General features: G+C 62.4%; 15 protein-coding genes and 2 pseudogenes. 11 read left to right on the top strand and 6 right to left on the bottom strand.

Going from position 1 to position 25,526, the window contains the following annotated elements:
- Positions 1–189 precede the first annotated feature (189 nt).
- The 4 genes and pseudogenes from CVN68_RS14225 (at position 190) to CVN68_RS24330 (ending at position 4,061) form a co-directional block, all read left to right on the top strand.
- A complete protein-coding gene (locus CVN68_RS14225) occupies positions 190–1,890 on the top strand; it encodes a DNA methyltransferase (RefSeq protein WP_100282779.1) in 1,701 nt (566 codons plus the stop codon).
- A gap of 953 nt (positions 1,891–2,843) precedes the next feature.
- Positions 2,844–3,095 carry an Arm DNA-binding domain-containing protein gene (locus CVN68_RS24335; RefSeq protein WP_324869982.1) on the top strand — a complete coding sequence of 84 codons (252 nt, stop codon included), beginning with the start codon at positions 2,844–2,846 and terminating at the stop codon, positions 3,093–3,095.
- A gap of 18 nt (positions 3,096–3,113) precedes the next feature.
- Positions 3,114–3,365, top strand: a pseudogene (locus CVN68_RS24475) (phage integrase central domain-containing protein); the annotation flags it as partial.
- Between the two features lie 75 nt (positions 3,366–3,440).
- The gene (locus CVN68_RS24330; protein WP_324869980.1) at positions 3,441–4,061 is read left to right on the top strand and encodes a tyrosine-type recombinase/integrase; all 621 of its coding nucleotides are present in this window, start codon (positions 3,441–3,443) and stop codon (positions 4,059–4,061) included.
- A gap of 166 nt (positions 4,062–4,227) precedes the next feature.
- Here the strand turns inward: CVN68_RS24330 and CVN68_RS24210 are convergent, their stop codons facing one another.
- Positions 4,228–13,791 carry a calcium-binding protein gene (locus CVN68_RS24210; RefSeq protein WP_100282777.1) on the bottom strand — a complete coding sequence of 3,188 codons (9,564 nt, stop codon included), beginning with the start codon at positions 13,789–13,791 and terminating at the stop codon, positions 4,228–4,230.
- A gap of 699 nt (positions 13,792–14,490) precedes the next feature.
- The gene (locus CVN68_RS23270; RefSeq protein WP_233503361.1) at positions 14,491–15,183 is read right to left on the bottom strand and encodes a hypothetical protein; all 693 of its coding nucleotides are present in this window, start codon (positions 15,181–15,183) and stop codon (positions 14,491–14,493) included.
- Between the two features lie 952 nt (positions 15,184–16,135).
- Here CVN68_RS23270 and CVN68_RS14200 point away from each other — a divergent pair.
- Together CVN68_RS14200 and CVN68_RS14195 are read left to right on the top strand one after the other, a co-directional pair.
- Positions 16,136–16,381, top strand: a complete 246-nt coding sequence (locus CVN68_RS14200; protein ID WP_100282775.1) for a helix-turn-helix domain-containing protein — start codon at positions 16,136–16,138, stop codon at positions 16,379–16,381.
- Entirely contained in the window at positions 16,382–17,683 is a 1,302-nt protein-coding gene (locus tag CVN68_RS14195) for a type II toxin-antitoxin system HipA family toxin (protein ID WP_100282774.1), read from the top strand. It begins immediately after the preceding gene.
- A 15-nt stretch (positions 17,684–17,698) separates the two neighbouring features.
- Here the strand turns inward: CVN68_RS14195 and CVN68_RS14190 are convergent, their stop codons facing one another.
- Positions 17,699–17,905: a helix-turn-helix transcriptional regulator gene (locus CVN68_RS14190; RefSeq protein WP_100282773.1), complete on the bottom strand. Its 207-nt coding sequence runs from the start codon at positions 17,903–17,905 to the stop codon at positions 17,699–17,701.
- Between the two features lie 817 nt (positions 17,906–18,722).
- Between CVN68_RS14190 and CVN68_RS14185 the strand changes: the two are divergent.
- The 3 genes and pseudogenes from CVN68_RS14185 to CVN68_RS14175 all read left to right on the top strand — a co-directional run.
- Positions 18,723–19,064 (top strand): annotated as a pseudogene (locus CVN68_RS14185) (zincin-like metallopeptidase domain-containing protein); the annotation flags it as partial.
- Entirely contained in the window at positions 19,061–19,261 is a 201-nt protein-coding gene (locus CVN68_RS14180) for a sigma factor-like helix-turn-helix DNA-binding protein (protein ID WP_100282772.1), read from the top strand. The pseudogene CVN68_RS14185 and the gene CVN68_RS14180, both read left to right, overlap by 4 nt.
- A 313-nt stretch (positions 19,262–19,574) precedes the next feature.
- Positions 19,575–20,177, top strand: coding sequence for a hypothetical protein (locus tag CVN68_RS14175; RefSeq protein WP_100282771.1), 603 nt, complete (start codon positions 19,575–19,577; stop codon positions 20,175–20,177).
- Positions 20,178–20,192: 15 nt separating this feature from the next.
- Here the strand turns inward: CVN68_RS14175 and CVN68_RS14170 are convergent, their stop codons facing one another.
- The 3 genes from CVN68_RS14170 to CVN68_RS14160 are packed head-to-tail and all read right to left on the bottom strand — an operon-like array spanning position 20,193 to position 22,395.
- The gene (locus tag CVN68_RS14170; RefSeq protein WP_100282770.1) at positions 20,193–20,471 is read right to left on the bottom strand and encodes a hypothetical protein; all 279 of its coding nucleotides are present in this window, start codon (positions 20,469–20,471) and stop codon (positions 20,193–20,195) included.
- Positions 20,468–22,060, bottom strand: coding sequence for a PepSY-associated TM helix domain-containing protein (locus tag CVN68_RS14165; protein ID WP_100282769.1), 1,593 nt, complete (start codon positions 22,058–22,060; stop codon positions 20,468–20,470). The genes CVN68_RS14170 and CVN68_RS14165 overlap by 4 nt, the downstream gene beginning before the upstream one ends.
- A complete protein-coding gene (locus CVN68_RS14160; protein ID WP_100282768.1) occupies positions 22,057–22,395 on the bottom strand; it encodes a hypothetical protein in 339 nt (112 codons plus the stop codon). Before CVN68_RS14160 ends, CVN68_RS14165 begins: the two co-directional genes overlap by 4 nt.
- 112 nt (positions 22,396–22,507) lie before the next feature.
- Between CVN68_RS14160 and CVN68_RS14155 the strand changes: the two genes are divergently transcribed.
- Positions 22,508–24,610: a TonB-dependent siderophore receptor gene (locus tag CVN68_RS14155; protein ID WP_100282767.1), complete on the top strand. Its 2,103-nt coding sequence runs from the start codon at positions 22,508–22,510 to the stop codon at positions 24,608–24,610.
- Positions 24,611–24,831: 221 nt separating this feature from the next.
- Positions 24,832–25,377: a hypothetical protein gene (locus CVN68_RS14150; RefSeq protein WP_233503360.1), complete on the top strand. Its 546-nt coding sequence runs from the start codon at positions 24,832–24,834 to the stop codon at positions 25,375–25,377.
- Positions 25,378–25,526: the final 149 nt, after the last annotated feature.

Here is a 25,526-nt window from a genome sequence, read left to right as displayed (position 1 = left end):
GGCGGCTTTCGGAGGCATTCAAGTTTGCGGGCAATGACCGATTTTGGGGCGCAAAGCTGTCGCGACTCCCATCCAGCGGCACTAGCGAGACAACATTGGACAACGAGGCTCCATTGTGGCTGCTGTCGTTAACCCATTTCTCCAATACGTCTGATATACCTACCTGTTCTGGCTACGGGGGAGGCTAGTTTGCGGAAGCTGTTTTTTGGCGACAATCTCGACATATTACGCCAGCACGTGGTGGATGAATCCGTCGACCTTATCTATCTTGATCCACCCTTCAACTCGAAGAGCGATTACAATCTTCTCTTTCGCTCTCCTGACGGAAATGCTGCCTCCGCGCAGGCGTTAGCTTTCGAAGATACGTGGAGATGGGGACTAGCTGCAGAGCAAGCCTTTCGGGACATCGTCGCCCACGGTGGCGCGCCTGCTCGCCTTATCGGTTCGCTTCGGCATTGGATGCAGGAAAGCGACGTCATGGCCTACCTGGTTATGATGACCGTGCGCCTCATCGAGTTGCACCGTGTATTGAAATCTACTGGTAGCCTCTACCTTCACTGTGATCCGGCTGCGAGCCACTACCTAAAGATGATGCTAGATGCCATTTTCGGACCTTCGGCCTTTAAGAGCGAAATAGTCTGGAAGCGTACTAACGCGCGTGGAACCACGGGCAAATGGCCAGCTCTCCATGACATTCTGCTTTTCTATACCAAGACCGATAGATTCCACTTTGAAGCTCAGAAAGGCGCAGGCGATCCAAATCGAGTGCCTCATACTCTAATCACCGGACCTGACGGTCGCAAGTATCAGACGTACGAGTTAACTGGCCCAGGCCGGACACTCGAGGGCGAGAGTGGCCGCGAATGGCGTGGGTTCGACCCATCTCGCTTTGGTCGCCATTGGGGCCAAAGCGAAGCCGAGCGTGATCGCCTCGACTTCCAGGGTCTCATTCACTGGCCTTCAAATGGTGGTTTTCCTCGACGTAAGGCAGAAGAGGCGTTCGACCCGGCGGCAAGGCTAGTCACAGTTGGCGATGTGTGGATCGATATCGACCGCCTCAACCAGACCGCAAAGGAGCGTCTGGGCTATCCGACACAGAAGCCTCTTGCCTTGCTGGAGCGCATACTTGAGGCATCGAGCATCCCCGGCGATCTGGTCCTCGATCCATTCTGCGGTTGCGGCACTACAGTCCACGCCGCCGAAAAACTCGGTCGAGGATGGGTCGGAATTGACGTAACGAATTATGCGGTCAAGCTTATCAGCGAGAGGCTTTCTGCGTCCTTTGCTGATCTGCGGATAGAGATCGATGGTCGTCCCCAAGACTATGCCGACGCTGTGGCGTTGGCCGAGCGCAACAAATATCAATTTCAGTGGTGGGCCTGCGACATCATTGGCGCGCAGCGCTACCGTGATCGCAAGAAGGGGCCGGACGGGGGTGTCGACGGTGAAATACTGTTCTTGAACGGACCGCGAGGTGTTGGCCGTATTATCGTGTCAGTGAAGGGGGGCAAGACGGTCGGCGTGGATGCGGTACGAGAACTGCGCGCCGTGGTGGATCAACAAGGCGCGGATATGGGCGTTCTCGTTTCACTTGCAGATCCGAGTAAGGACGCGGTGAATGCCGCACTTTCGGCTGGCGTAGTCCGCACGGTTCATGGCGAATTCCACAAACTGCAACTCGCCCCGATGCGAGAACTCTTCGAAGGTCGTCGTCCGCGCCTCCCCGTACCGGCTCCAGCCGCTTTGCTTCGGCCGCCGAAGGGGCCAAAAAAGAAGGCTGACAAACAACTTAACTTCACCTTCGCCTTTGGCGGTCACAATTATCAGCGACCTGCCAGCGAAGACGGAGTGGTGTTGGATCCAGGCCTGCTGGTCGGGAGAGGTGGCTAATTTCGCACGTGAGGACGAATCCGCCGATCAACGGTAATTGCGCAGGCCGGTTGATTTTCGGCCGCTTTCGGAAGCAGCATCGACGCTCGAACGACCGAAATTGGGGCGCATTCCAGACCGGCAGGTCGCACCGAAAGCTGCTCCTGGGCCGTGAGCCGCCGATAGCTTTCACGATCGACGACACACGGGAGGCGACCAGTCTTAGTGCGGCGCAATCGAAACACCGCCCTTATGCTCAGGCTGGCCCTTGGCTGCCTCGATCGTGCTGGTCACTGCCTTGCCTCCGGCTAACGCCATCGTGACGATGGCTGCCAACGAGCAGACCAACGCGAGAGCGTACAGAGCCGCCCCTGCCTTGGTGTGACCTGATTTTATAAGATCTCGAACAACCGAAGCCGTAGCCTGCCACATCCACCTGCTCATAACCGCAAACCTCAGCAAGCGACCGCTTGCGCGATCGTCGTTGTTGGGGGCCCCTCGGGTTTCGGTTTGTCGAGTTACAGGTTGGCGTGGTTCGCGGTTTTCGAGTTTCGGAGTTACAACGGAGGCCCGTACTCCGGACATGGACTGGCTAAGCCAGATTTCAAGCTGGCGTTGTGGTTCCTTATCATAGGTACTGAATGAGAATAGTTGACACGATTTAGCATGAAATGTAGATTATCTGGGACTCCATCCAGTCACGTACAAACAAGTCGGGTCATAATTTGGGTCTTGTTAGAATTTCTATTTTGACTTTCTGATATTTATTTAAATGCTTATTTAGAATTATCGAGTTCTCTTCTGGCACCAGGTACCCCCTTTCAGGGGGTACCAAAACCTCTCCCAAAACTTGAAAAAACCACGGTTTTCTGCCATAAACTGGGTCCGGAAGGCCCGCGGCGTGCCATTGCATCCCAGTCCGATGTTGGCACGATCGTTGGTACTTTCCGGGTACCAACACGGGAGATACCAACATGGCTCTCACGGCACTGGAAGTCCGCTCCGCCAAGGGCAAAGAGCGGCCGTATAAGGTCAGCGATTCAGGCGGCCTCTATCTCTTCATACAACCATCAGGGCAGCGCTATTGGCGCCTGGCCTATCGGTGGGGAGGCAAGCAGCACACCATGGCGCTTGGTGTTTATCCCGACGTCGGCCTCGCAGACGCGCGCGAGAAGCGAGATTCGGTCCGCAAGATTCTCGCTGAGGGCAGAATCCTGTCTCCGTAGCGAAGGAAGAGGCGTTCGCTGCGAGGATGGCCGAGCAGATCACCTCCGGGTGGCGCGGAAGAGTGGCACGGCAAGTGCGAGCGCGAGGGGCTCGCGAAGATCACTCTGCAGAAGCAGAAGTGGCTCCTCGACTTTGCCTATCCCGAGCTTGGCTTCCGCCCGATCAATCGGATTTCGGCGCATGAGGTCTACGAGGTGCTGCGCGGCATCGAAGCCAAAGGACATTATGAGACGGCGCGCCGCTTGCGGGGCACTTGCGGAAGTATCTTTCGATACGCTGTAGCGATCGCCCGCGCTGAACGCGACGTATGCGCTGACCTACGCGGCGCGCTCATCACCCCGAAGGTGAAGCATCTCGCAGCGATTACAAAACCGGCGGAGGTCGGTGACTTGATGTGCGCAATCGACGGCTTTGACGGATACCGCGTGACACACGTCGCACTAAGGCTAGCGCCTCACCTTTTTGTCCGACCCGGCGAACTGCGTCATGCTGAATGGGGCGAGTTCGACTTTGGTGAGCGGGTGTGGGCGATTCCCGCTGACAAGATGAAGATGCGTCGCCCTCACTATGTGCCACTGTCAAAGCAGGCGTTGGCGATCATCGAAGAAATCAAGCCGGTTAGCGGCAAGCATCGGCACCTGTTCCCCTGCCAGGGCAAGCGTGACCGTCCCATGTGCGAGAACACACTAAACTTGGCTTTGCAGCGCCTGGGATACGGCGGCGGCCGCATGACCACACACGGATTTCGCGCAATGGCGAGCACTTTGCTCAACGAATCCGGGCGCTGGACGCCGGATGCCATCGAGCGACAGTTAGCTCATGTGGACTCCAACGCCGTGCGTCGAATTTACTCACGCGGCGACTATTGGGACGAAAGGGTCCGAATGATGCAGGCGTGGTCTGACGAGCTCGATCGTTTGCGTGCTGAGGCCCTAACTCGGAGGAACGAAAAGGACGCCGCTTGAGGCCCCGATACTCGAGGTGGCAGCAGCACCAAGTCCGCAGCGCTCCACGCGAGCTCCCTAGTGAGCGGCGTCGCCGGCGAGTTTGGACGCCAATATTGGTTTGTACCTCCGAGTGACGTCGCGCCCTCGTCGGTTTCCGGCAGGGACGCGGCGCATCCGACGGCGCTCAAACCAAGTGGAAATCGTCTATGCGAGGCGCCGTGTGGATCCCGCCTGCTTGCCAATTCTCCCACCAGATCGGGACATTCGCTCCACCTTCCGCGCCGCCACTCGATGTGAATTCCGATGCTGTGCCCTGCGCGAGAAGTGTCGGGTCGAAATCGCCATTAGCGAAGCGGAGCCAATCGATATTCTGCAGGATGTCGGTCCCGTCGCGCCCACCGACGAGATCGCGCACCTCGAACGTGTAGTTGCCGAGGTCGCTAATCGCATATTCTGACGATATCCCTGCAAAGCCGGCTACGTCTAAACCTCCGTCCTCGCCGGTGACCTGGGTCGCGAACAGTCGCACATTGTCCAAGGATGCCCCGGCATTGTCCGTCGACCCGGTACCGACGAAGCGCAGGCTGTTCGTACCCGCGGTAGCTACGAGATCAAACTGGCGCGCAACCATCGCATTGCCGATCTCGGCACCATAAGTCGCGGCCAGAACCCCGTTCCAGTAAACTTCGAGCCCGCCGCTCGATCCTGCCCGATTGGCGTGATCGAACTGCAGACGAAGAACCTGTCCCCCGTCTAAACCGGTGAAGCTCTGACTCACGTCCATGTTGCTGCCGCTGCCTCCCGCCGAGTCCATGTCGAGCCAATAACTGCCCTCGGTGGGCGCCACGCCGTTCCCGGCATTGGCCTGCTCGAACGGCTGGCTGTTGGCCCGCGACCAGCCCGGCAACGTCGCATTCGCCATTCCCCAGCTGCCGCTTCCAGTCACGGTGCCCGATTGCTCGAAGCTGCCGTTCACCACCAAGTTCGCTCCCACCGCGACGAGGCCGCCCGCGGCGACTGCGCCGCCATAGAGCGTGTCGTCACCTGCCCCGCCCTCAAGCAAGTCGTCTCCGAGGCCGCCCGCGAGGATATCGTTGCCAGCTTGGCCGTGGAGTGAGTCCGCCGCCGAGGAGCCGGTCAGCGAATCTTCTCCTTCAAGCGCCCAAATCTCGGCGCCGCCCGCAGGGGCCTCGATTGTGTCGTTGCCGTTGGTGGTGCCGCGCAGCAGTGCGTTCATCCCAGCCTCGTCCAGGATGGTGCCGTCGGCGAATTCGAACCGCTCGATGCCGGCGTCGCCCCAGGTCTGGTTCTCGATCAGGATCGAGCCTTGGGCGTTCTTGAAGGTCAGCCGCAAATGGCTGCCATCGGAGGTCACGCGGGACGCGATCAGGTCGCTCGCGGCGATGCCGGCGCCGAAGATCAGGCGGTCGAAGCTGCCGTACCAGCCGACATAGTCGTTGATCACGTCATTCCCGTCGCCGGGGTCGTAGACGAAGACGTCATCGCCTTCGGCACCTACCAGCCGGTCGTCGCCAACCCCGCCGATCAGCCAGTCATTGCCCTGGAAGCCTTGCAGCAGATCGTTGCCGCCGCGGCCGTCGATCGTCTCGCCGAGGCCACTGCCGTTGATCGTCTCGTCGGCGCTCGTTCCCTGCCCGGCGAAATAGGCCGCGTTCAGGGTGGCGGCATCCCACTGAGTCCCGTCGGCAAACTTGACGAGGTCGACGCCCCATTCGCGGCCGCCGTAAAACTGGTTGTCGAGCGTAAGCGAGCCGCCGGCCTGGGTGAAGGTGAGGGTCATGTCGCTTCCGTCCGCGGAGCGCGAGAAGCTGACTTCGGCAGCCGTGAGCCCGGCGCCCAGCTGCACTTCGTTGTAGCTGCCCCAATAATAGGTATATTCGCTGACCGCGTCGTTTCCCCCACCGGCGGCGTAGACATAGGCATCGTCGCCATCGCCGCCTTCGAGCCAGTCGTCGCCGATGCCGCCGTCGAGCCGGTCGTTTCCGCCGGAGCCGCGCAGAGTATCGTTGCCGGCCGCGCCGAACAGATTGTCGTCCCGGCCGCTGCCGTCGATCACGTCGTCGCCGGCGCTGGTCTGGCTCGCGAAGAACCTGGCATCGATCGCGGCGGTGTCCCATTCGGTGCCGTCAGCGAAGCGGAGCACATCAATGCCCCATTCCCGGCCACCATAAAGCTGGTTGTCGAGCGTGATCGAGCCGCCGCCGGCAAAGCTGAGGACCACGTCGTTTCCGTCGACGCTCGACCTGCTGAAGGAGACGTCGGTTTGGGCGATCCCGGCGCCGAGCTGGAGTGTATTCCAGCTGCCCCAATAGTAAGCGTATTCGCTGATGATATCGTCGCTGCTGTCGGCGGCGTAGAAGTAACTGTCGTCACCGTCGCCGCCCTCGAGTCGGTCGTCGCCGCCGCCCCCGTCGAGCGTGTCGTTGCCGCCATTGCCGCGCAGCACGTCGTTGCCCGCGCCGCCCGCCAGCGGATCATCGCGTCCGCTCCCCTCCAGCACGTCGTCGCCCGCAGTGGTGAGCGAGGCGAAGAAGCGGGCATTGATCTGGCTCGCGTCCCATTCGACGCCGTCAGCGAAGCGGATCAGGTCGATACCCCACTCGCGCCCGCCGTACAGCTGGTTGTCGAGCGTGATCGAGCCGCCACCGGCGAAGGACACTACGATGTCGTTGCCGTCCACAGCCGATCGCGACCAACTGATCTGCGACCCGTCGAGACCGGCGCCGAGAGTCAGGACGTTATAGCTGCCCCAATAATAGGTGTATTCGCTGATCGTGTCGCCGCCGCCGCCCACCGCGTAGGTATAAATGTCGTCGCCGTCGCCGCCTTCGAGCCGGTCGTTGCCCGCGCCGCCGTCTATCGTGTCGTTACCGCCATTGCCGCGCAGCAAATCGTTGCCGCCGCCGCCCGACAATTGATCGGCGAGCGAAGTGCCATCGACGACGTCGTCGCCCGGCGTGCTGGCCCCGCTGGTCATCAGATTGGCGAGCGTATCGGCGGTCCACACCGTGCCGTCAGCGAACTCGACGAAATCGAGCGTCCATTCGCGGCCGCCGCTGATCTGGTGGGTGAGCGTGACGCTGCTCGCGCCGTTCTGGACGACCAGGACCATGTCGTCGGCATTTATGGTCGAGCGCTGGACCGAGACGTCGGCGGGGCCGATCCCCGCACCGAAGATCAGCCGGTCGCCGCCGCTTCCCCAATAATTGACATAGTCAGAGATGACATCGTCACCGTCGCCGATGTCATGGATATAGGTGTCCGCGCCGCGGCCGCCCTCCAGCAGGTCGTCCCCGAGCCCGCCGTCGAGAAAGTCGTTGGTATAGAAGCCGACGAGATGATCGTCGCCACCGGTCGCGCGGAGCAATTCGAGCTGGACATCATCCTTGGTCTTGATCGTACCGTCGGCGAGGGCGAAATTCTCCACGTCCCACCAGGTGGTCGTGCTCGTGTCGGTGATTGTCGACCATTCGCCGCCGATTGTCAGGCTGTCGGCGGTCCCGGCGATGGTGATCGTCAGCGCGTCGCCGTTGCGGGCGAAGACGAGGTCGCTCCAGGCGATATCGGCGCCGAAGCGGACCGTATCCTCCTCGCCGAGATTGCCGTCGGTCAGCGTCTCGCGGACCTCGTCATGGCCATAGCCGCGGCCGAACAAATAGGTGTCACCGCCATCGCCGCCTTCGAGAATGTCGTTGCCGGCGCCGCCATCGAGCGTGTCGCCGGTCATGAACCCGAACAGATGGTCGTCGCCCGCAGTCTTCTGCGCCTCGAGAACGACCTGCTGGATTTCCTGGCGGATGAGCGTCGTTCCGTCGGCGAACCGGAAGCGGTCGACATCCTGCCAGGTGAACCAGCTGCCATAGTTGAACTGGCCAGTGATCTGGAGCGTGTCGCCGGTGTCGAGGATCGTGATCAGCAGATCGTTGCCCGACCGGACGAAGCCGAGGTCCTCCAGCGTTATCCCCGCGCCGAAGCGCAGTTCGTCGTCCTCGGAAAGATTGGCGGTAGTGAGCGACTCGCGGATCTCGTCCTGGCCATAGCCGCGGCCGAAGACATAGATGTCAGCGCCGTCACCCCCTTCGAGAATGTCGTCGCCGGCGCCGCCGTCCAGGGTGTCGGAGCGGAAGGTGCCGATCAGGTGATCGTCGCCGGGCGTGCCGCCGAGCAGCCGCGCAGCGATCTGGAGGTCCGATACGGTGGTGCCGTTGTCAAACACGAAGCTCTCGATGTCGTTCCACGCGAACCAGTTGCCGAAACTGAACTGGCCTGCGATCCGCACTGAATCGCCTGTATCAACGATCGTGACGATCAGGTCGTCGCCGTCGCGCGCATAGGCGACGTCTTGGGGAAGTACTCCCACTCCGAAGACCAGGCTGTCGCCGTCGCCCAGATTGGTGTTGGTGACGGTCTCGATGATCGTGTCGTGCCCCGAGCCGCGCCCGAAAAGATAGGCGTCGCCGCCATTGCTTCCTTCGAGCACGTCGTCGCCTGCGCCGCCGTCCAGAATGTCCGCGCTGTCGAACCCGATGAGATGATCGTTTCCAGAGGTCGGCGTGAGTAGGCGGACCTGAACGTCGGTCGCCGTCCATTCGACTCCGTTGGCGAAGCGGAACAGCTCCACATCGTGCCAGGTGAACCAGGCCGAATAGGCGAATTGGCCAGCAACGGTCAGCGTGTCGCCCGAACCCGCGAGCGTCAGGATCAGATCGTTGCCATCGCGCGACAGCAGCACGTCCGCCGGCAGCACCGTCGGCGCGAATGCGACGATGTCCTCGTCGCCGTACAGCACGTTGCTGACGCTCTCCTCGATGCGGTCATGCCCCGATCCGATGCCGAACACATAGGTGTCGCCGCTTTCGCCGCCGCGCAGGATATCGTCGCCGGCGCTTGCCTCGAACCGGTCGGAAAGCGTGAACCCTTCGGTCACGTCGTTGCCAGTGGTCGTCTGTGCAGCGATCATCCGGCGGTTGAGCTCCTGCCAATTCCAGATCGTGCCGTCGCCGAAGCGGACTTCCTCGATGCGGCTGGTCGGGATCGCGCCGAACACCCCGGTCTGGATATAATCGTCCTGGCCTTGGAGCGTTACTGCATCGCCGGTAGTGCCGACCGTCAGTGTGATCGCCGACCCGGCGCGGGTGAACACGATGTCGTCCGCGTCGATGGCCGGCCCGAACTGAATGTTGTCGATCGTCTGATCCACGGTCAGGAAGCCGTCCCCGATCAGCGTCTGGTTGTCGTCGAACACCGTGTCGTGGCCGTCGCCGGCCTTGAAGACATAGCTGTCGCCACCGCCGCCGCCCGAAAGCAGGTCGTCGCCTTTGCCGCCGACCATGGTATCCGCGAGGATGTCGCCGCGGAGCCGGTCGTTCGCCGCCGACCCGGTGGTCACGATCGCCTCGATATCCTGCCAGGAATAGGCCGAATTGTCGGAAAAGGCGAACCACTCGACCCGGTCGAACCATTGGGCGCCGAGCACGCCGGTCTGGAAACTGTTGAACTGGCCGTCGACGGTCAGCGTCTCGCCCGTTGTGACATTGGTGATCACTAGATCATCGGTGTCGTAATTGCGCGCGAACACCAGCGTGCTCGGATCGATCGACGGGTCGAATCGCACGACATCGGCGCGAACGGTGAGGCTGATGCCGCCCAGCCCGACACTGATGTCGATATAGCGCGCGTGCTCGCGAATAATGTCGTTGCCAGCACCTGCTCCCCAGCCATACGTATCGGCGCCGTCCATCCCGATCAGCACGTCATTGCCCGTGCTTGCCCCAAAGATATCGTCGTCGCCGAACCCGCGGGTCTCGTCATTGCCTGCGGTCGTCGCCTGGCTGATCAGCAGCTGTTGAATGTCTTTGTTCGACCAGGCGTCGCCCAAATCGCGGAAGGTAAACACCTCGATACGGCTGTTGAGCGCCAGTCTGTCGTTGTAGCCGAGCGACGAATAGCCGAACTGGCCCTCCACGAGCAGCGACTGGCCGCCGGTGCCAATCGTCACCAGCAAATCGTCGCCGCCCGAGCCCGCGCGCGCGAAGACGAGTCCGTCAGGTGCGATGCCGTCGCCGAACACCACCACGTCTGCGGCTCGGAGCAGCACCGTCGACTGCACGTCGTGGATGACGTCGTGGCCTTCGCCGCCGTTGATCACGTAGAGATCGGCGTCGTCGCCACCCTCGAGGCGATCGTCGCCGAGCCCACCCAGCAGCACGTCCGAATGCATCGTCCCGATCATCTGATCGTCGCCGTCGGTGCCGGTTCCAACCGCGCTCATGATCTCCGGCGTCTCGAACACGGTTCCGTCAGCAAACTGGATTTCCTCGACACCCTTGTTGGTGCTGAGCAGTACGTCCGAAGACAGCGGCACGACCGGGGCGAACTGGCCGGTCACGCGTACCGTCTCGCCGGTGGCCGTAACGGTGATCAGCAGGTCGTTGCCGTCGCGCGTGAGCTTGACGTCGTCTGGGTTGAGGAAGGCGAAGCGGATCCGGTCTCCGGCCGGCTGCGCCTCGATATCCTGAATGACGGTGTGGCCGATCTGGGCGCCGAAGATATAGACGTCCTGGCCGCCACCGCCGATCAGCGTGTCGTCGCCGCCGTTGCCGACGTAGATCGCGGTATCAGAGGCGGTGCCGCGCGACAGCGTGTCGTTCGCATCGGTCCCGACCCTGAGATTGTCGAGGCCCAGTGCACCCGCTAGCGCGGCAAAGTCGAGCGTTGGTGCCGCCTCGTCGATCGCGCGCAGCAGCTGCGCCGTAATGAAGTCCGCGCGTACCAAATTCGCATCGGTGCGCCGCATGCCGTCCGCCATCGCACCGAGCAAAGGCGCCCAGCCCTGCCACTCGGCAAGCGCCTGTGCGGGGTCGGCCGGCAGGTCCGCCAGCAGCCCTGAATAGAGGTCAGCCAAAGCGGTCGGCGTGTCGGCGACCAGCAGGTCGAGATCAGCACGGTAGCTGATCCCGTCAAAGGCGTCGGCCATCGGGCCCTGCACGATCAGGCGCAAGGTGAGCCGCGTCACCTGGTCGGTCCAAAGCGCTTCTATCTCGGCCAGATTGCCGGTCTGCACCACACCACCGGCGTCGCGCGGCATTAGCGTGTAGCCGCTATACTGCTCGAGAAAGGCGAGCTTGCGCGCATCGAAGCCGTTGGTGCCGATGGCATCCGCGGCGACGCCGTCGACGCCAGCCCAGTCGTACAGGATGGCCTCGGCGCCTGCCTTCAAGACGTGGAGATCGTTGGTGGCGAGCGCGACGAAGTCGGCGACGCGGGCCTCGAGCCCGGCATGTCCGGTCATTGCCACGCGGAGGTCCTTGAGCCCGCCAAAGCCCTTGAGCTGCGGAAGCACTTCCGCCGCCGCGCTAACGTGGCTGTCGCCGAGCCACCGCGTCGCGGTCTCGTTGATCTGCAGCGCGACGTCGGCGATGCCGCGCGTGCTGCCGTCAGCGCGCGTATAGCTGCCGGTGGCGGCAATCGCATTGCCGCCGATCGCCGTCGGTTCGGCCGGCGCGGTGCTGGCAAGCGAGATCGAGATGATGCCGAGCTCCGCGAGCGACTTGAGCTCGCCGGCATCCGAGACACCGTCCTGGTCCAGGTCCTGCCACACGCGCAGGCTGCTAAAGACTGCGTCGGCGGAGTCGATCCGGCCGTCGGCATTGGCGTCGAAAAGCGCGAGCGCGGCGAAGCCCGACATCGTCCGGTTGCCAAACAATTCGGTGACGTTGTCGATCGTGCCATTGCCGTTGCGATCCAGCGCGAGCAGCCCGTCCTCGCCGCGGACCCAGCCCGTCCGTTCGCCAAACCCGTCGGCGTCGAATTCGAAAAAGGCCTTGCTGTTCCCCTCTGTCGTGAGCTCGAAGCCGTCACCGTCGAGGTCGAGCACCAGCGGATCGAACCCGTTCAGCCCGATCCCGAAGCCAGCCTTGAGCGCCAGATTGACGAACTTGCCGATGCGTCCCAGCGACGCGCCCGAGCCGTCTCCGACCCCTGCCTCGAACACCGTGATTCCGGCTGTGCCGACCCCGCTGTCGAGGTCGACATGATAGTCGTGGATCACGCCGGGCGCGGTCTGGCCCCAGAGGTCGACGAGCAGATTGCCTTCGGAGTCGAGCTGGTAGCGGGCGAACTTCATCGTTGCGACGTCGATGAAGAAGGCGGCGGTCATCAGCACCGAGTTGCCGATCACCGGGAAAGCCGTCAGCAACGAGGAGAAAGGCGACCAGTAAGCGGTATGGCCCTCCATCCACCATTGCTTGACGCCACCGTACAGCGGGATGCCGCCATAGCTCGCAGTGTCGTGCGTTTCGCCGTCCTCGACATGGGTGCTGGCGCGTAACTCAAATCGGTCCTCGCCCGCGCCGCCATAGAGGTGCGACTCCCAGCCGCCCCCGACCAGCAAGTCGTTGCCGCCGCCGCCATAGAGGGCGGAATAGCCCTCACCCGCATCGCGACCGCCCCCGTTCGCAATCAGCACGTCATCAAATTGCGTACCCGTTACGCTATTCGCGTTTGCGGCGGTGAGCATGACTTCGGATCGGCCAAACAGGCCACCGAAGAATCCGGTCGCCGTCGTCAAGGCGCTGTTGCTCAGATACTGGATTGTCTGGCTGTCCGTGTTCCGCAGGTCCACGCGAACGCCATATTTGATAGTGCCCCCGAAGAGGCCGGTGATCGTCTTCCCCGCTTGCGAAAGGTCTATCGTGTCATCTCCGTAGGATGGTTCGCCCGCAGAGCCGAAATCGATCGTCAGATTCCGGAGAGGCGACCCGTTCCCGGACCCAAAGTCTCCCAAATCGGTAATCTTGAGCTTGTCCGACTTGTCAGTCAGATGAATCATCTCGACGCCGACGATCCGGTCGCGCCCGCCAAATCCGTCATCTACGACGACAACCTGGGTTCGCGTGTCGCCCTCCAGGTTGGTGAAGGCATTATCGAACTCGCCAATTTCGAGTGATACACCACGGTCCGGAGCAATCTGAACGCCGGCAATGTTTGCGATCTGATAGTGAACGACGTCATAGTCTTTGAGCGGAGAGTTGTTTACATTGAGATTGTTGTCCGGGTGTGCGACACTCGCGAAGCCGCCCCCGACAATGATATCGTCGCCTTTCGAGCCGACTAGGACATCGTTTCCGCGCCCTCCAACTATCACGTCATTGGTCTCGCTGCCGACAATAATGTCGTGACCATCGAAACCGTTGCCGCGCCCAATTGCCCCTTGTATGGTATTGGTGATGTTGACGGTGTAGTTAGCCTTTAGTAAATTACTGTTACCGGGGTAGGCATATTGCGGAAGCACGGGCGAAAAACTATCGAAGTCAATTCCGACATTGTATAGTACAGAAGCAACGAAGGAATTACTGTTAGAGTCATGACCAGTGCCAGCAAACGTGACGAGATCGTATGGGAAGTGCGCGTCATGGATCTGGCGCGCATGTTGTACCATCTGTGCCCAAACTTCCGCCGGATCGCGGCCATGCAAGTCTATGACGGTGCTCCCATACAGGGCACGATCTTGAATGGGCCTGGCATCTAACGTTTCACTCAAGGGAACATCGACCGAGCCGGTGATGTTGCCGAATATCCCATTGACCCAGGTGCTCGTGTCTTGGTCCGGGCCGGCCCTGATTGCACGTTCCGTGCCGTCATCCTCGACATACACGAGATAAGCATGCCCGAAGAGATCGCCGCTTGCTTCGGCGATCCGCTTACCTTCAATACGAATCTCGGGCATCAGATAGCAGTCCTTTTGGTGACAATGCCGGAAGTTAACTCGATAGTAATTTGCCGAGTATCGTAGTTAAGCATCGCGGAATTGCTCGGCCTTGCGCCACGTTCGCGATATACCTCCGTAACAATTCCGTTTTGATTCTGCGAATAGTAAAGCTTAAATCTTTTCGAGGGCAAGACTTTACGCACGCACGTCATGTTGGCGCCAACCGGGATGGCGGCTAGGATTGACTTCTTGAAACCGGAGATGTCGTCTAGATTCAAAGCGTCGACATCAAGCGAGCAGGGAGATGCCGAGACGGCGTGACCTGGTCCACACGAACAGAGCGCCAGAGAGATCGTCCAAACTAGGCAAGTCGTACGTAGCCCCGCGCGCAAGCCGATCCGAGACGCCGGACCGGCGCAGTGTCGCTCGATAGCGCAAGGAGCAGCGCCTCCCCGCGTCAGACAGATATCATCCGTCAATAGTTCCTCCCTGTTTTCTCGGTCGCTTTCCCTGTCGGGCCAAGTTCAGTTTGGTTTCCACGCCTCGCTCAGCTATTCTGCAAACTATGACTGGGAGGCCGCTCACCGGGGAGCACTCCCCGAGCTGTGCAGGCCGTTGAACGACGCATGTGCAGGCCGGCGGAAGAGCCTTGTAGAAGGTGTAGCTATGTTGTTGCCGAAGGCGGAATAGCTGGCGAACGCGGTCGCCGGATTGATGTCATCCGGCGTCGGCATTTGCACCTCGGGTCAGAAGATGGTTGCACAGGCGCTTTGCCAGCGTGTCGGTGTCGCGCGCCGCATCCCAATATTGCCGGTTGTCGGGAGTGGTGCCGTCGGGCCGGATCGGGATATTGCCGGCTACATGGCGATAGCTGGCACGTTCGATGCTGGCAGACCAGCGGGCGCCGGACTGCGATGCCGTCAGGCTGACGCGGTACGGTGTTCCTTTGCCGTTCGGCGTGATAGTCAGGCGGATCACCACGTTGTTGCCATCGTCCGCAATCTGTCCCGGCGAGGCGACGATCGACGACGGTTTGCCAGTGGCGCGAAGCATAGCCACGCAGGCATCGGAGACGCGATTCGCATAGGCCCGCTCACTGCCCTCCGCCAGGTGCAGCGGCGCAACCATGTCGACCGAAAAGTCCGTCGCCACGCTGATTCGAGTCGCGGAAGAAAATTGTAGTCTCTCTGCGCGCTCCAGCCGGACGCGTCCTCCATCGTCGCTTCTGTCCCGCACGGTCCTGCGCTCGCTTTGCTCGCCGGATTGCTCTGCCCCCGAATCTGCATTGCGGACCGCATGTCGTGCTTCGCGCAGCGCCGGATCGTTTGGCACGGTGTCAGCGCCGCAGCTCGCAGGAGCGAGTGCCAGCAGGACCATAAAAGGCTTCAGCTGCATCGAGAGGTCTTCCACAGCAGCGTGGTCTGATCGCCCTCTTCAACCGAGGCCATAGAAGATCGTGACACGCCTGGCACAAACAAAACCGCCGGGCAGCATGTTTCTGAGGCACGATGGCCTGAATCGCTCGAACAAGGCAGTGATTCAGGCCTCACGCTTACTCCAAACGCAAACAACCGTCGCACGGGATTATTCCCACTTTTTTCGACAGTACAATGACGGGGGGTAATTTATTTTCGCTTTGGGTTAAATACTCGTTCACTGCGTACCCGGAGGTGAATACTGGAATCTTTATACCGGCATCTTTGAGCACGACTGGCCATACACGGGCTTTGAGGCCTGCAAGACGAATGCGTGTGGATCAGGCCTGAGGCGTCAGCTTGCCCGATAGACATCGCAGGCTGGTACCTTCTCGCATGCGACAAAATCCCAATGGAGGAGGTGCCTCGAATTGTCCTCGGGGCGAGCGATGATTCTCAACGCAGCTTGGCCGCCTGTCTCGACATCGTTGCTCAGCCAGTTCGGCATCGCGTGGGAAGTACCATATCTGGGCGGGTGATCGGCTGCACGGAGGCTGCGGGAGCACATAGCTTCATGTCGTCTTCGATGCGAATGGCCCCCTGAGCTCCCGGTCGGGGCCGCGATTATGCTGGTGTGGCAACGCTTCCAACGACCTGCGGAAGGGCAATTGCTGTCCCGCGATCGCGGCGATTGGTCGGGATGTTCTGCCAGGCGCATCTAGGGCCGATATTCGAGATCGCAAAGCTCGGGCCGGCCCTCAAGCGTGTTCCTATATGGCGTTGCTCCGTCATCATCGTCACACTCTGCCTAAGAGGTCGCCTGCCGGGGCATAGAAGATACGGAAAAACGTATCTCTTAGGAGTATGCGTTTTTCCGTATATTCTTGCGCTATGCGCTTTTCCGTATACAGAGATGTCATGCGGAAAAACGTATAGGTCGTTCCAAAATGGTTTCCATCATCAGATCCTCTCAAAGCCTCGGTGCCGCATTGCGAAGCGCTCGACGCGCGGCGGGACTTACCCAAAAGGAGCTTGGGGCACGAACGAACCTGCGTCAGGCGACGATCTCGAGCCTGGAGAACGGCGAGGCAGGTACTCTCGAAACTCTGTTCACGATACTGACCTATCTGAAGCTGGAACTGCGGCTGTCGGAGCGCAGCCGGTCAGCGCCCGCGCTTGACGAGATCTTTTAGATGGCGCGCCGGTCCTCGACCCTTCGGGTGCTTCTGAACGGCAGACAGGTCGGATGGCTATCCCGTGCGGCCAACGGCGCCATCGACTTCCGCTACGCGCAGGAATGGCTCGACTGGGAATATGTGTCGCCGGTCTCGCTTTCGCTGCCGCTCGATACGCGCCGCTATACCGGCGGTGCGGTCACGGCAGTGTTCGACAACCTTCTCCCGGACAATGACGACATCCGTCGCCGTGTCGCCGGCCGGGTCGGCGCCGAAGGTGCCGATGTCTATAGTTTGCTGGCGGCTGTCGGGAGGGATTGCGTTGGCGCACTTCAGTTCCTGCCCGAAGACGAAGAGGCCTCGCCTGCCGGCACTGTCGAAGCCGAACCCCTCGAAGACGACGACGTCGCTGCGATGCTGCGCAACCTCGGCAGGGCGCCGCTGGGTCTGGAGCGCGACGATGCGTTTCGTATCTCGATTGCCGGCGCCCAGGAGAAGACCGCGTTGCTCTGGTGGGAAGACCGCTGGAACAAGCCACACGGCACGACAGCCACAACGCACATCTTCAAGCCGCAGATCGGCGAGCTTCCCAACGGGATCGATCTCTCGAACAGCGTCGAGAACGAGCATCTCTGCCTGACCTTCCTTGGCGCCCTCGGCATGGACGTCGCTCAAACCCGCGTGGCGACTTTTGGAGAGCGGCCGGTGTTGATCGTCGAGCGGTTTGACCGGCTGTGGGCGCGTGACGGGCGCCTGCTTCGACGTCCGCAGGAGGATTTGTGCCAGGCGCTGTCCGTGCCGCCGACGCGCAAGTACGAGGATCATGGCGGACCGGGCGTCGCCGAGATCATGAAGGTGCTGGCCGCCAGTGACCGGCCGGATATCGACCGCCGCGCGCTGATGAAGACGCTCATCGCCTTCTGGCTGCTCGGCGCCACCGACGGGCATGCGAAGAATTTCAGCATCTTCCTGTCGCCCGGCGGGCGTTTCGCGGCGACCCCCATCTACGATGTGCTGTCAGCGGAGCCGAGCCTTGCCGCGCATCAGGTGAACCGTCGGCAGATGCGTCTTGCGATGGCGATCGGCGACCGGCGCCGATATCGGCTCGATGAGATTGCGCCGCGTCACTTCCTGCAGACCGCGGTCCGCGCGGGCTATGACGAGGAATCCACGCGCGAGATTTTGCACGAGCTGCGCGTGACCGCAGAGCCGGCGTTCGAGGCTGCGGTCGCTGCTATGCCGACGGGTGCGCCGGCGGCGCTGGTAGAGCCGATCGGTGTCGCGATCCGGCAGCGCGTCGGGCAGATCGATCTGCTGTGAGGCGGCTGGGAGTGCCTATCGGTTAGCCCTGGTGCGATGAAGCATCGGGCCACGCATCCATGCCTCGACCGCGGATTCGCGCCAGCCGACGCAGCGGGTGCTGAGCTGTACGTTCTTCGGGAACGCGCCGTTCCGTATCATCCTGTACATGGTGGTGCGGCTTAGGCCGGTGCGGCTGAGCACGGCCTGGAGGCGGAGAAAGCGGTCGGGAGTGTCGGACATGGTCTGATCCTGTTCGCGCTGCCTTGGTCTGGTTGAAGCAGGATCGGGTTGAGGCGCCGGGCGCAAGAGGGGCGATCGGGCCAGCGTATCATGGCGAAGAAATAGAAACCGGCGGCAAGATCCAGTTCCAGGTTCGGGAGTCTCATGGCGTCTCACACCTGCGGCGTGACCGCGCTCTACGCCGCTGCGCGCCGCCGAGTCGCTCTGCGGCGTCGGTCCATCCGGATGACGATCGCTGACGCGGCCGGCTGGCGCCGGGAAGCGGAACGCGGGGATCAAATGAGCGCACACTGGCGCGCTCCTGCGGAGACGCCAGAGGCCGCAGCGTACTTGTGCCGCGTCGCACGCTCGATCCGTCCGGAGGGCACGGCGGCGGCTGGCCCACGGGCGCGCGCGCACGCCGCCGCGCCGGCCGGCCGGATTCGAGAGAGCGGCTTTTGTGCAGGCCCGCTGGAGCTGGGCAGCGCTGCGCGCTGAAGGGCTGCGGTCGCCGCGTGCCGCGGCGGCGTTTTGCCTCCGGCACTCGATCTGGCGGGGGGTGGGCGTCGCTCCCTCTAGTCCCGCCGCGGCGTGCCGCAAGCTGCGCTGCGCGCAGCTCCTTCTCTCCGTTTCGGCCCTGCGGGTGCGGCCCGCCTCTGTCGGCGGGACTGCCGGTCCGCTCCTGCCGCCCACCCCCGCCATTCCGGCGCCGGTTGCGGTGGTTTGAGGGAGTGAGGAGAGATGACGAAGACCGAGAACCGCGCGAGCCTCTATGCCGAGGTGACTTCCCGCGTGATTGCCGAGCTGAAGCAGGGGCGGCTGCCTTGGGTGCAGCCTTGTGCCGCCGCAGCTGGCGTTTCATTCGAAGATCAACTGGTATCGCACCGCGCTGCACGAGTTGGGACACTGGACCGGTCACCGCTCGCGGCTCGATCGCGATCAGTCGGGCGCCTTTGGTAGTGCTGCCTATGCGCGCGAGGAACTGGTTGCCGAGATGGCGAGTGCGTTCACCTGCGCGTCCCTGTCGATCCGTCCGACGGTTCGCCACGCGGATTATATCGGCAGCTGGCTTGCCGTGCTCCGCGCGGATGAGAAGGCGATCTTCCGGGCAGCCAGCGCAGCGACCAAGGCAGCGGATTATCTGCTCGGCTTCGTCTCCGACGGGGAGGCGGTGGCATGATCCGCTGGGTTGAAATGCGGCGGATGCGTCGCGTCTTCCGTGCGCTATCTGAGCGAGACCGTGCGATCTTCGGGTCGGTTCGGTTCGACGATCTCAGTTATGCCGAGGCGGCCGAGCGGCACGGCTGCAGCGTCGAGGAAGTGGAGGGCAGCGTTGCGAACGTGTTGCTCGCGCTGAGCGGGCGGAGCGGCAAATAGTGGTACCAGACAGCGCCGGCTGCGCTGCTCCCGGCCGCGGCGCAGCCGGCGTGAACGCGGCGGGCATCGAGCCCGCCGCGTTCACTTATCCCCTTGGCTTTTCGCGCATGAAGCGCGAGTCTGAGACTATGAAGACGAGCCTCGATCACCTGCCTGAGGGCAAGCGCCGCGAACTGGCGCATGTGGTCGATGTGCTGCGAGGCGGCTTCGCCTTCGCCACCGCGCGGCGCACGCAGCCAAGACGCGCGGCGGGCAGATCCTCAAGATCATCCTGTTCGAAAGCTACGCGCGGGGCGATTGGGTTGAGGATCCGGTGGGGCGCTACTTTTCCGATTATGACCTGCTCGTCGTCGTCAATCGCGAGGAGTTCACCGACGTTGCCGAGTATTGGGAGAAGGCCGAGACGCAGCTGCTTGAGGAGCTCTCCGCAGGACAGGTCCTGCGCACGCCGGTCAGCCTGATCTATCACGACATCGACGACGTGAACGAGAAGCTGCGGCTCGGGCGCTACTTCTTCATGGACATTCTGCGCGAGGGGATCGTGCTGTTCGACGAGGTGGGTTTCCCGTTTGTCGAGCCGCAGCCGCTGTCGCCCGAACAGGCGCTGCAGGAGACTCGCGACTATTACGAAGAATGGTTCGAAAGTGCTGTCGCGTTTGCCAAAGGCGCGTCCTACTATCGGAGCATTGAGCGGCCTAAGGAGGCTGCGTTTCAACTGCATCAGGCGGTCGAGCGCTTCTATCACCGCCTGTTCCTGGTGCGCACGCTCTATAGCCCCAAGACGCACAATCTGAACCGCCAGCGCGACATGGCCGAGCAGCTGGAGCCAGCCTTGAAGCAGGTCTGGCCGCGCGAAACGCGCTTCCAAACCACCAGAGTTGGGTCGCGAGTGGAATGGCAGCCAAGTTCGCGGTAAGCTAGCCGCCTCTAGCTAATAGGTTCGATCCTGGCTTCGCGCGACAAAACTGGCTGCCGCAGCCCAGCCAAGCAGTGCGGTCCCACCCAGCCACAACATGAAAGCGGCACTATCGCCGAGCAGCGCACAGGCGAAGCCGGGAATACACGCCATGATGACGAACATCGAGCGTGGCCGGCTGGCGGCCCCGCCACGTTCGCCGGCGGCGCGCCGCCGCTTCGGATCGCCAACGCAGAGCAAAATGACCGGAATCGCCGAGAGGAAGAGCGCACCCAGCGCGAGATAGATCGTCATGCCTCGACCGCGCCCAGGATCGGCCCGGATCCTCGCGCTGCACGTGGCCACGTCCTCCAGCAGTCGCGGAACAGCCATGCGCCGCCGCTCATGAACGCGAGGTCGAGCGCAGCAATGACCGGCTGGCCCGCTGAAACCGCCTCTGCCCAGTCCGGGCCGCCTGCTGAGAACAGGCGAAGCAGCGGCAGCAGGAGCATGGTGCCGCCCGTCGCCGCCTTCAGCACCAATGCCAGCCGGTCATTGCCGGGAACGAAGATCCCCGCGAGAATCGCCGCGCCGGATGCGATAAGGAACGCGGTAGTCGTCCAGTACACGGCCGAGCCGAGCGGCGAGGTGACCAGGAATGCGGCGGCGGAAGCGACGAGGCCGAACGGGAGGCCGAAGCCGACGACGGTCACCGTCCGCTCCAGCCAGGCGAGCGACCGCGCATCGTTCCTGCGCCGAACCACCCAGAGCCGCATGCCGGTATAGGTCACATAGCACATGGCGAAGCCGAGCCCGAACCAGATCGCCTTCGATAGCATACCGGCGAAATTGCCGAAGTGCAGCGGTCCCATGATTCCGACCAGCGTACCGCCCGCGGAGGGCTGCGCGCCGACCTGCGGCTTGGCGCGTACGAACTCCGCGGTCGCGCCCTTGTAGAGCAGCGCTACCGGCTCGAGGTCGCCTTCCCTGGGATTATGATAGCTGGTGATCTCCGCATCGGCCCGCCCGAACTTCTCGATCGCGATGAAAGCCGGCACCTCGCCCGTGCGGTGGATCGCATCGGCGGCGACCCGATCGAGATTGCCCATGGCGGCCGGGCGCGGATCGGGCGTGCCTGGATTGCCGAAGACGGCCTTGGTCAGTGCCTCGACGTCGCCGCCGAACGCCGCCATCGCGACGACCGGGACGCCGATCGTGCCATAGAACGAGAAGAAGCTGCCGGTGAACGCCAGGACGAACGCGAACGGCAGGCTCCACGTGCCCGCGACGCTATGCTTGTCGCGATTGACCAGCGCCGGGCTGGCGCGGCGTCGCAAGGTGAAGATGTCCTTGAACAGATGGCGGTGGATCAACAGGCCCGAGATCGCCGCGACGAGCATGGCGAGGCCGAGGATTCCGGTTAGCAGCAGGCCCCAGGGATTGGGAACGTGCAGCCTGACATGGGTATCGACCAGGAAGGAGCTGAGCGCGTCGTCGTTGCGAGGGCCGAAGACATCGTCGACGGAACCGGTCACGGTCGCAAGGGTGCGGCCGCTATTGTCGAGCTGATAATAGATGCCGTTCTCGGTCGGGACGCCCTGCGCATCGACCTCGTGGCGGTGAAAGAACACGCCGAGGCCATGATCGCCGATCTCGAACAGGTTGACCGCCTCGCGATATTGCGGCGGGGTCTGTGCGGTGAGGCGGCGCATCGTAGCATCGATCGGCTGCTCGAACGACGAGCGCGTGGCAAGATGCCCGCCCGACCATGCGCCGATCTCGTGCGCGAAGACCGCGGCAGCGCCCGTCAGCACCACGGCATATAGCAGCAGGCCGAGCAGGATGCCGGACCAGCCGTGCACCGCGACCATCGCCTTGGTCTCGTCCTTTTTCAGGTGGATCATCGGGCATCCCCCAAGGCGGGCGCAGCCGCGGGCGCGGCGGCCATGAAGCGCGAAGCGACCATGCCGCCATGGACGAGAAACAGCGCCGCGGAGACTAGCGCGACACGCGTGATCCTGCGGTCCAGGCAGGCGTGAAAGAACAGCGTCGCCCAGATCAGCGGGGCCAGGACCAGCGGGAACGCCAGGTTGTCGATGCCCGCCGCGCCGCCCGGCAGCCACAGCGGCATGCCGGCGAGCAACGTTAGCGTCACGACGATCGCGCCCGGCCCGGCGAGCAGGATTCGCGCCCATCGGTGTTGAGCCTGGATCGGTTTCGTATCCGTAAGGTGAGACATGCGGAACGGATAAATGCGCCGGGCGGTGTTGGCAAGAATAATGCTATTGATAATCTGTCGCAATTATATAGGAGCGCCGCAAATCGAACAGGCATGAGACGAAGGGCGGAAAATGGGGAAGTTGATTGTTGCGGCCGGTCTGGCAAGCGTGCTGGCGAGCTCCGCTGCCTGGGCTCAAGATGCGGAGCCGGTGTCGCCGGAGAATGAAATCGTGGTGATCGGCACGAACGCCGGCACGAAGACGGAAACCCCGCTGATCGAGCTGCCGCAGCCGCTCACCATTATCCCGTCGGAACAATATCTGTCGCAGGGTGCGATCAACATCAGCGACACGGTGAAATACGCCGCTGGCGTCCTCGCCAATCCCTATGGCCGCGATACGCGAGTCGACGGCTTCAATGTGCGCGGCATCAATGCGCTCCAGTTTCGCGACGGCATGCGCGACATCTTTTCCTATTATGCCAGCATCACCTCCGATCCCTATAATTTCTCCCGCGTCGAGATCGTGCGCGGCCCGGCATCGGTGCTGTTCGGCCAAGGCTCAATCGGCGGGCTCGTCAACCTCGTCTCCAAGACGCCGGAGTTCCGCACCGGCGGCGAGTTGAACCTCGTCTATGGCAGCTATGACCGCAAGGAAGCGTTAGGCGACGTCAACGTCGCGCTGAGCGACACGCTGGCGATCCGTGCGGTCGGCCGCGTGCGCGACGCCGACACCTATGTCGATCATGTTCCAGATGATCGCGTGATGTTCGCGCCATCGATCCGCTGGCAGCCCACGCCCGATACCGACCTCATCCTGACCGGCCTGTACCAGAAGGACGAGACCGGCTCGACCTCGCAATTCCTGCCCATCGTCGGCACTTTCGCGCCCAACCCCGACAATCAGGGCGGGCAGCTCGACCCCTATACCTTCGTGGGCAAGGCAGGCTGGGACCGCTACGCCGGGCGCTCGCTGCAGGGCGGCGGGTCGCTTGTCCATCGCTTCTCCGACAATATCCGCGTCAGCCTGAAGGCGCGGTACATCGACAGCGACCTCGAATATTTCACCCATTACGCCGACAGCTATACCAACCCGACCAACCCGTTCGCAGTCTATGGCGCCGATGGCCGCACGATCGGCCTCTATGCTGACGCGAGCGATGCGCGGATGAACGTCTTCTCGACCGACAACAACGTCCAGCTCAAGTTCAACACCGGCGCGAACATCGAGCACACGCTGCTGGCCGGTCTCGACTATAGCTGGAACAAGGTTGGCAAGCGTTACGCGACCGCTGCGCTGGAGACGGTCGACCTTTACGACATCGATTACGATTCGCTGCAGACCTATGACCCGAGCGGTCCGTTCGCCTATGAATCGCAGAAGCAACTCGGTGTCTATGTGCAGGACCAGATTCGCTTTTTCGACCGCGTCTCAGTGATCCTGGGCGCGCGCCGCGATCGTGTGAGCAACTCCTCGGACCAGACGGACAATGCCACCACCTTCCGCGCCGGGATCATCGGCGAGCTCGGCGCAGGCTTCTCGCCCTTCTTCAGCTATACCGAAAGCTTCCTGCCCATCGCCGGCCGGCTCACCGGGCCAGGCGGCGTCCCGACCGATCCCTTCAAGCCGCAGATGGGCACGCAATATGAGGCCGGGGTGAAGTGGCAGCCCGGCCCCCAAACGCTGGTCACCGTGACCGGTTTTCATATCAAGGAAAGTAACCGCGTCCTCTATCTGGCCAACAACGTCACGACCCAGTCCGGCGAGCTGACCACCAAGGGCGTCGAGTTCGAGGCGAGCCACGTCCTGCCGGGCAACTTCGAGCTGCTGCTCAACTATGGTTACAGCCAGCTCGATTCCGAGGTGAACACCAGCCTCGACTATATGCCGCGCCACACCGCGTCGTTCTGGTCGACCAAGACCTTCGGCGACACCAGCGGGCCGCTGCTGCGACTCGGCGCGGGCGTGGTGTACAGCGGCGAGAGCAAGTCGACCGGCCCGCTCGACCCCTATGCCCTCAACCCCGCGATCGTACCCGGCACGCTGTACACGATCGTCACCCCGTCACGTACGACGGTCGATGCGCTGGCGGAAATCACATGGGACAAGTGGCGCCTCGCCATCAACGCGACCAACCTGCTGAACGAACGCGCGTTCGCCTCGTGCCTTGCGCGGGGCGACTGTTTCATGGCAGCCCCACGTAACGTGATGGCCGCGCTGGGCGTCCGTTTCTAGTAGGCGAGCGTGCCGATCAGATTGCTGCCTGCTGTCAGCGGGCAGATGTTCGACTCTTTCCGGGCTACAAGCAGTCGGGCTGCATTCCACCCAATGTCGGTCTTGGCCGGCCGCGTCGCCGTAGATCGGCTTCCTTGGCAGCAGGGAGGCGCGGCAAAAGACCACGGCCACATACGATGTCGAGTTTCAATCGGCGTGAGATCGCCCAGAAAGGAATGTTCATGGTTCGATTAGCTATATGCTTCCTCCTGGCACTGGCCGGCGTGGCCCCGAGCCCCGTTGCGGCGCAGGGCATCACACAAACCGACCGCGCAGCCATCGAAAATAGAATCGGCGCATTCGACAAGATGATGCGGGAGGGTCGGACGGGCGATAGCCTTGACTTCGTTCCTCCGCGTTTGCTCGGCGTGATCGCGAAGAAATTTGGCTTGTCACCAGCCGATGTGAAGCCGTCGTTCAGGCAACAGGTCGCCGAGGCGATGAAGCACGTGAAGATTGTATCGTTCCGGATGGTCTTGAGTAATGGGACGGCAGGGGCCACGCCGAACAAGAGCAGGAACTACATGTTGATTCCGACGGAAACCGTCGTGGAAGTGCCCGGCACCGGCCGGCTCCTGAGTAAGTCGTCGACTCTCGCTTTCCAGGACAACGGCATTTGGTACCTCGTCCGCATAGGCGAGGCTGAGCAAGTACTCGTCCTGCGTGAAGCATATCCCGAGTTTGCGGGCGTGGAATTCCCGAGCGGTTCCACGACACCCATCAATTGATCACAGCGCTTGCTTGGTCACATAATCCTCCGGATGCGGACACAGCTGCCCATGATCAGGCCAGCCGATCTAGATTCGCTCTGGGGCGTTGGGCGGCGCGGTAGCGCCACCCTGCGGCCGCTTCAGCAGAAGTGAACCTTCCAGGCGAT

It is taken from the genome of Sphingomonas psychrotolerans (assembly GCF_002796605.1).
In the GTDB taxonomy this organism is placed as follows: Bacteria; Pseudomonadota; Alphaproteobacteria; order Sphingomonadales; family Sphingomonadaceae; genus Sphingomonas; species Sphingomonas psychrotolerans.
Note: the sequence above shows the minus strand (reverse complement) of the source record. Positions and strands in the feature narration are given on the sequence as shown.

Excerpts from the sequence above, each read along its gene's own strand:
- CVN68_RS24335 (WP_324869982.1), top strand. The coding sequence starts at position 2,844 with ATGGCTCTCACGGCACTGGAAGTCCGCTCCGCCAAGGGCAAAGAGCGG.
- CVN68_RS24210 (WP_100282777.1), bottom strand. The coding sequence starts at position 13,791 with ATGCCCGAGATTCGTATTGAAGGTAAGCGGATCGCCGAAGCAAGCGGC.
- CVN68_RS14200 (WP_100282775.1), top strand. The coding sequence starts at position 16,136 with ATGGTTTCCATCATCAGATCCTCTCAAAGCCTCGGTGCCGCATTGCGA.
- CVN68_RS14195 (WP_100282774.1), top strand. The coding sequence starts at position 16,382 with ATGGCGCGCCGGTCCTCGACCCTTCGGGTGCTTCTGAACGGCAGACAG.
- CVN68_RS14190 (WP_100282773.1), bottom strand. The coding sequence starts at position 17,905 with ATGTCCGACACTCCCGACCGCTTTCTCCGCCTCCAGGCCGTGCTCAGC.
- CVN68_RS14180 (WP_100282772.1), top strand. The coding sequence starts at position 19,061 with ATGATCCGCTGGGTTGAAATGCGGCGGATGCGTCGCGTCTTCCGTGCG.
- CVN68_RS14170 (WP_100282770.1), bottom strand. The coding sequence starts at position 20,471 with ATGACGATCTATCTCGCGCTGGGTGCGCTCTTCCTCTCGGCGATTCCG.
- CVN68_RS14165 (WP_100282769.1), bottom strand. The coding sequence starts at position 22,060 with ATGATCCACCTGAAAAAGGACGAGACCAAGGCGATGGTCGCGGTGCAC.
- CVN68_RS14160 (WP_100282768.1), bottom strand. The coding sequence starts at position 22,395 with ATGTCTCACCTTACGGATACGAAACCGATCCAGGCTCAACACCGATGG.
- CVN68_RS14155 (WP_100282767.1), top strand. The coding sequence starts at position 22,508 with ATGGGGAAGTTGATTGTTGCGGCCGGTCTGGCAAGCGTGCTGGCGAGC.
- CVN68_RS14150 (WP_233503360.1), top strand. The coding sequence starts at position 24,832 with ATGGTTCGATTAGCTATATGCTTCCTCCTGGCACTGGCCGGCGTGGCC.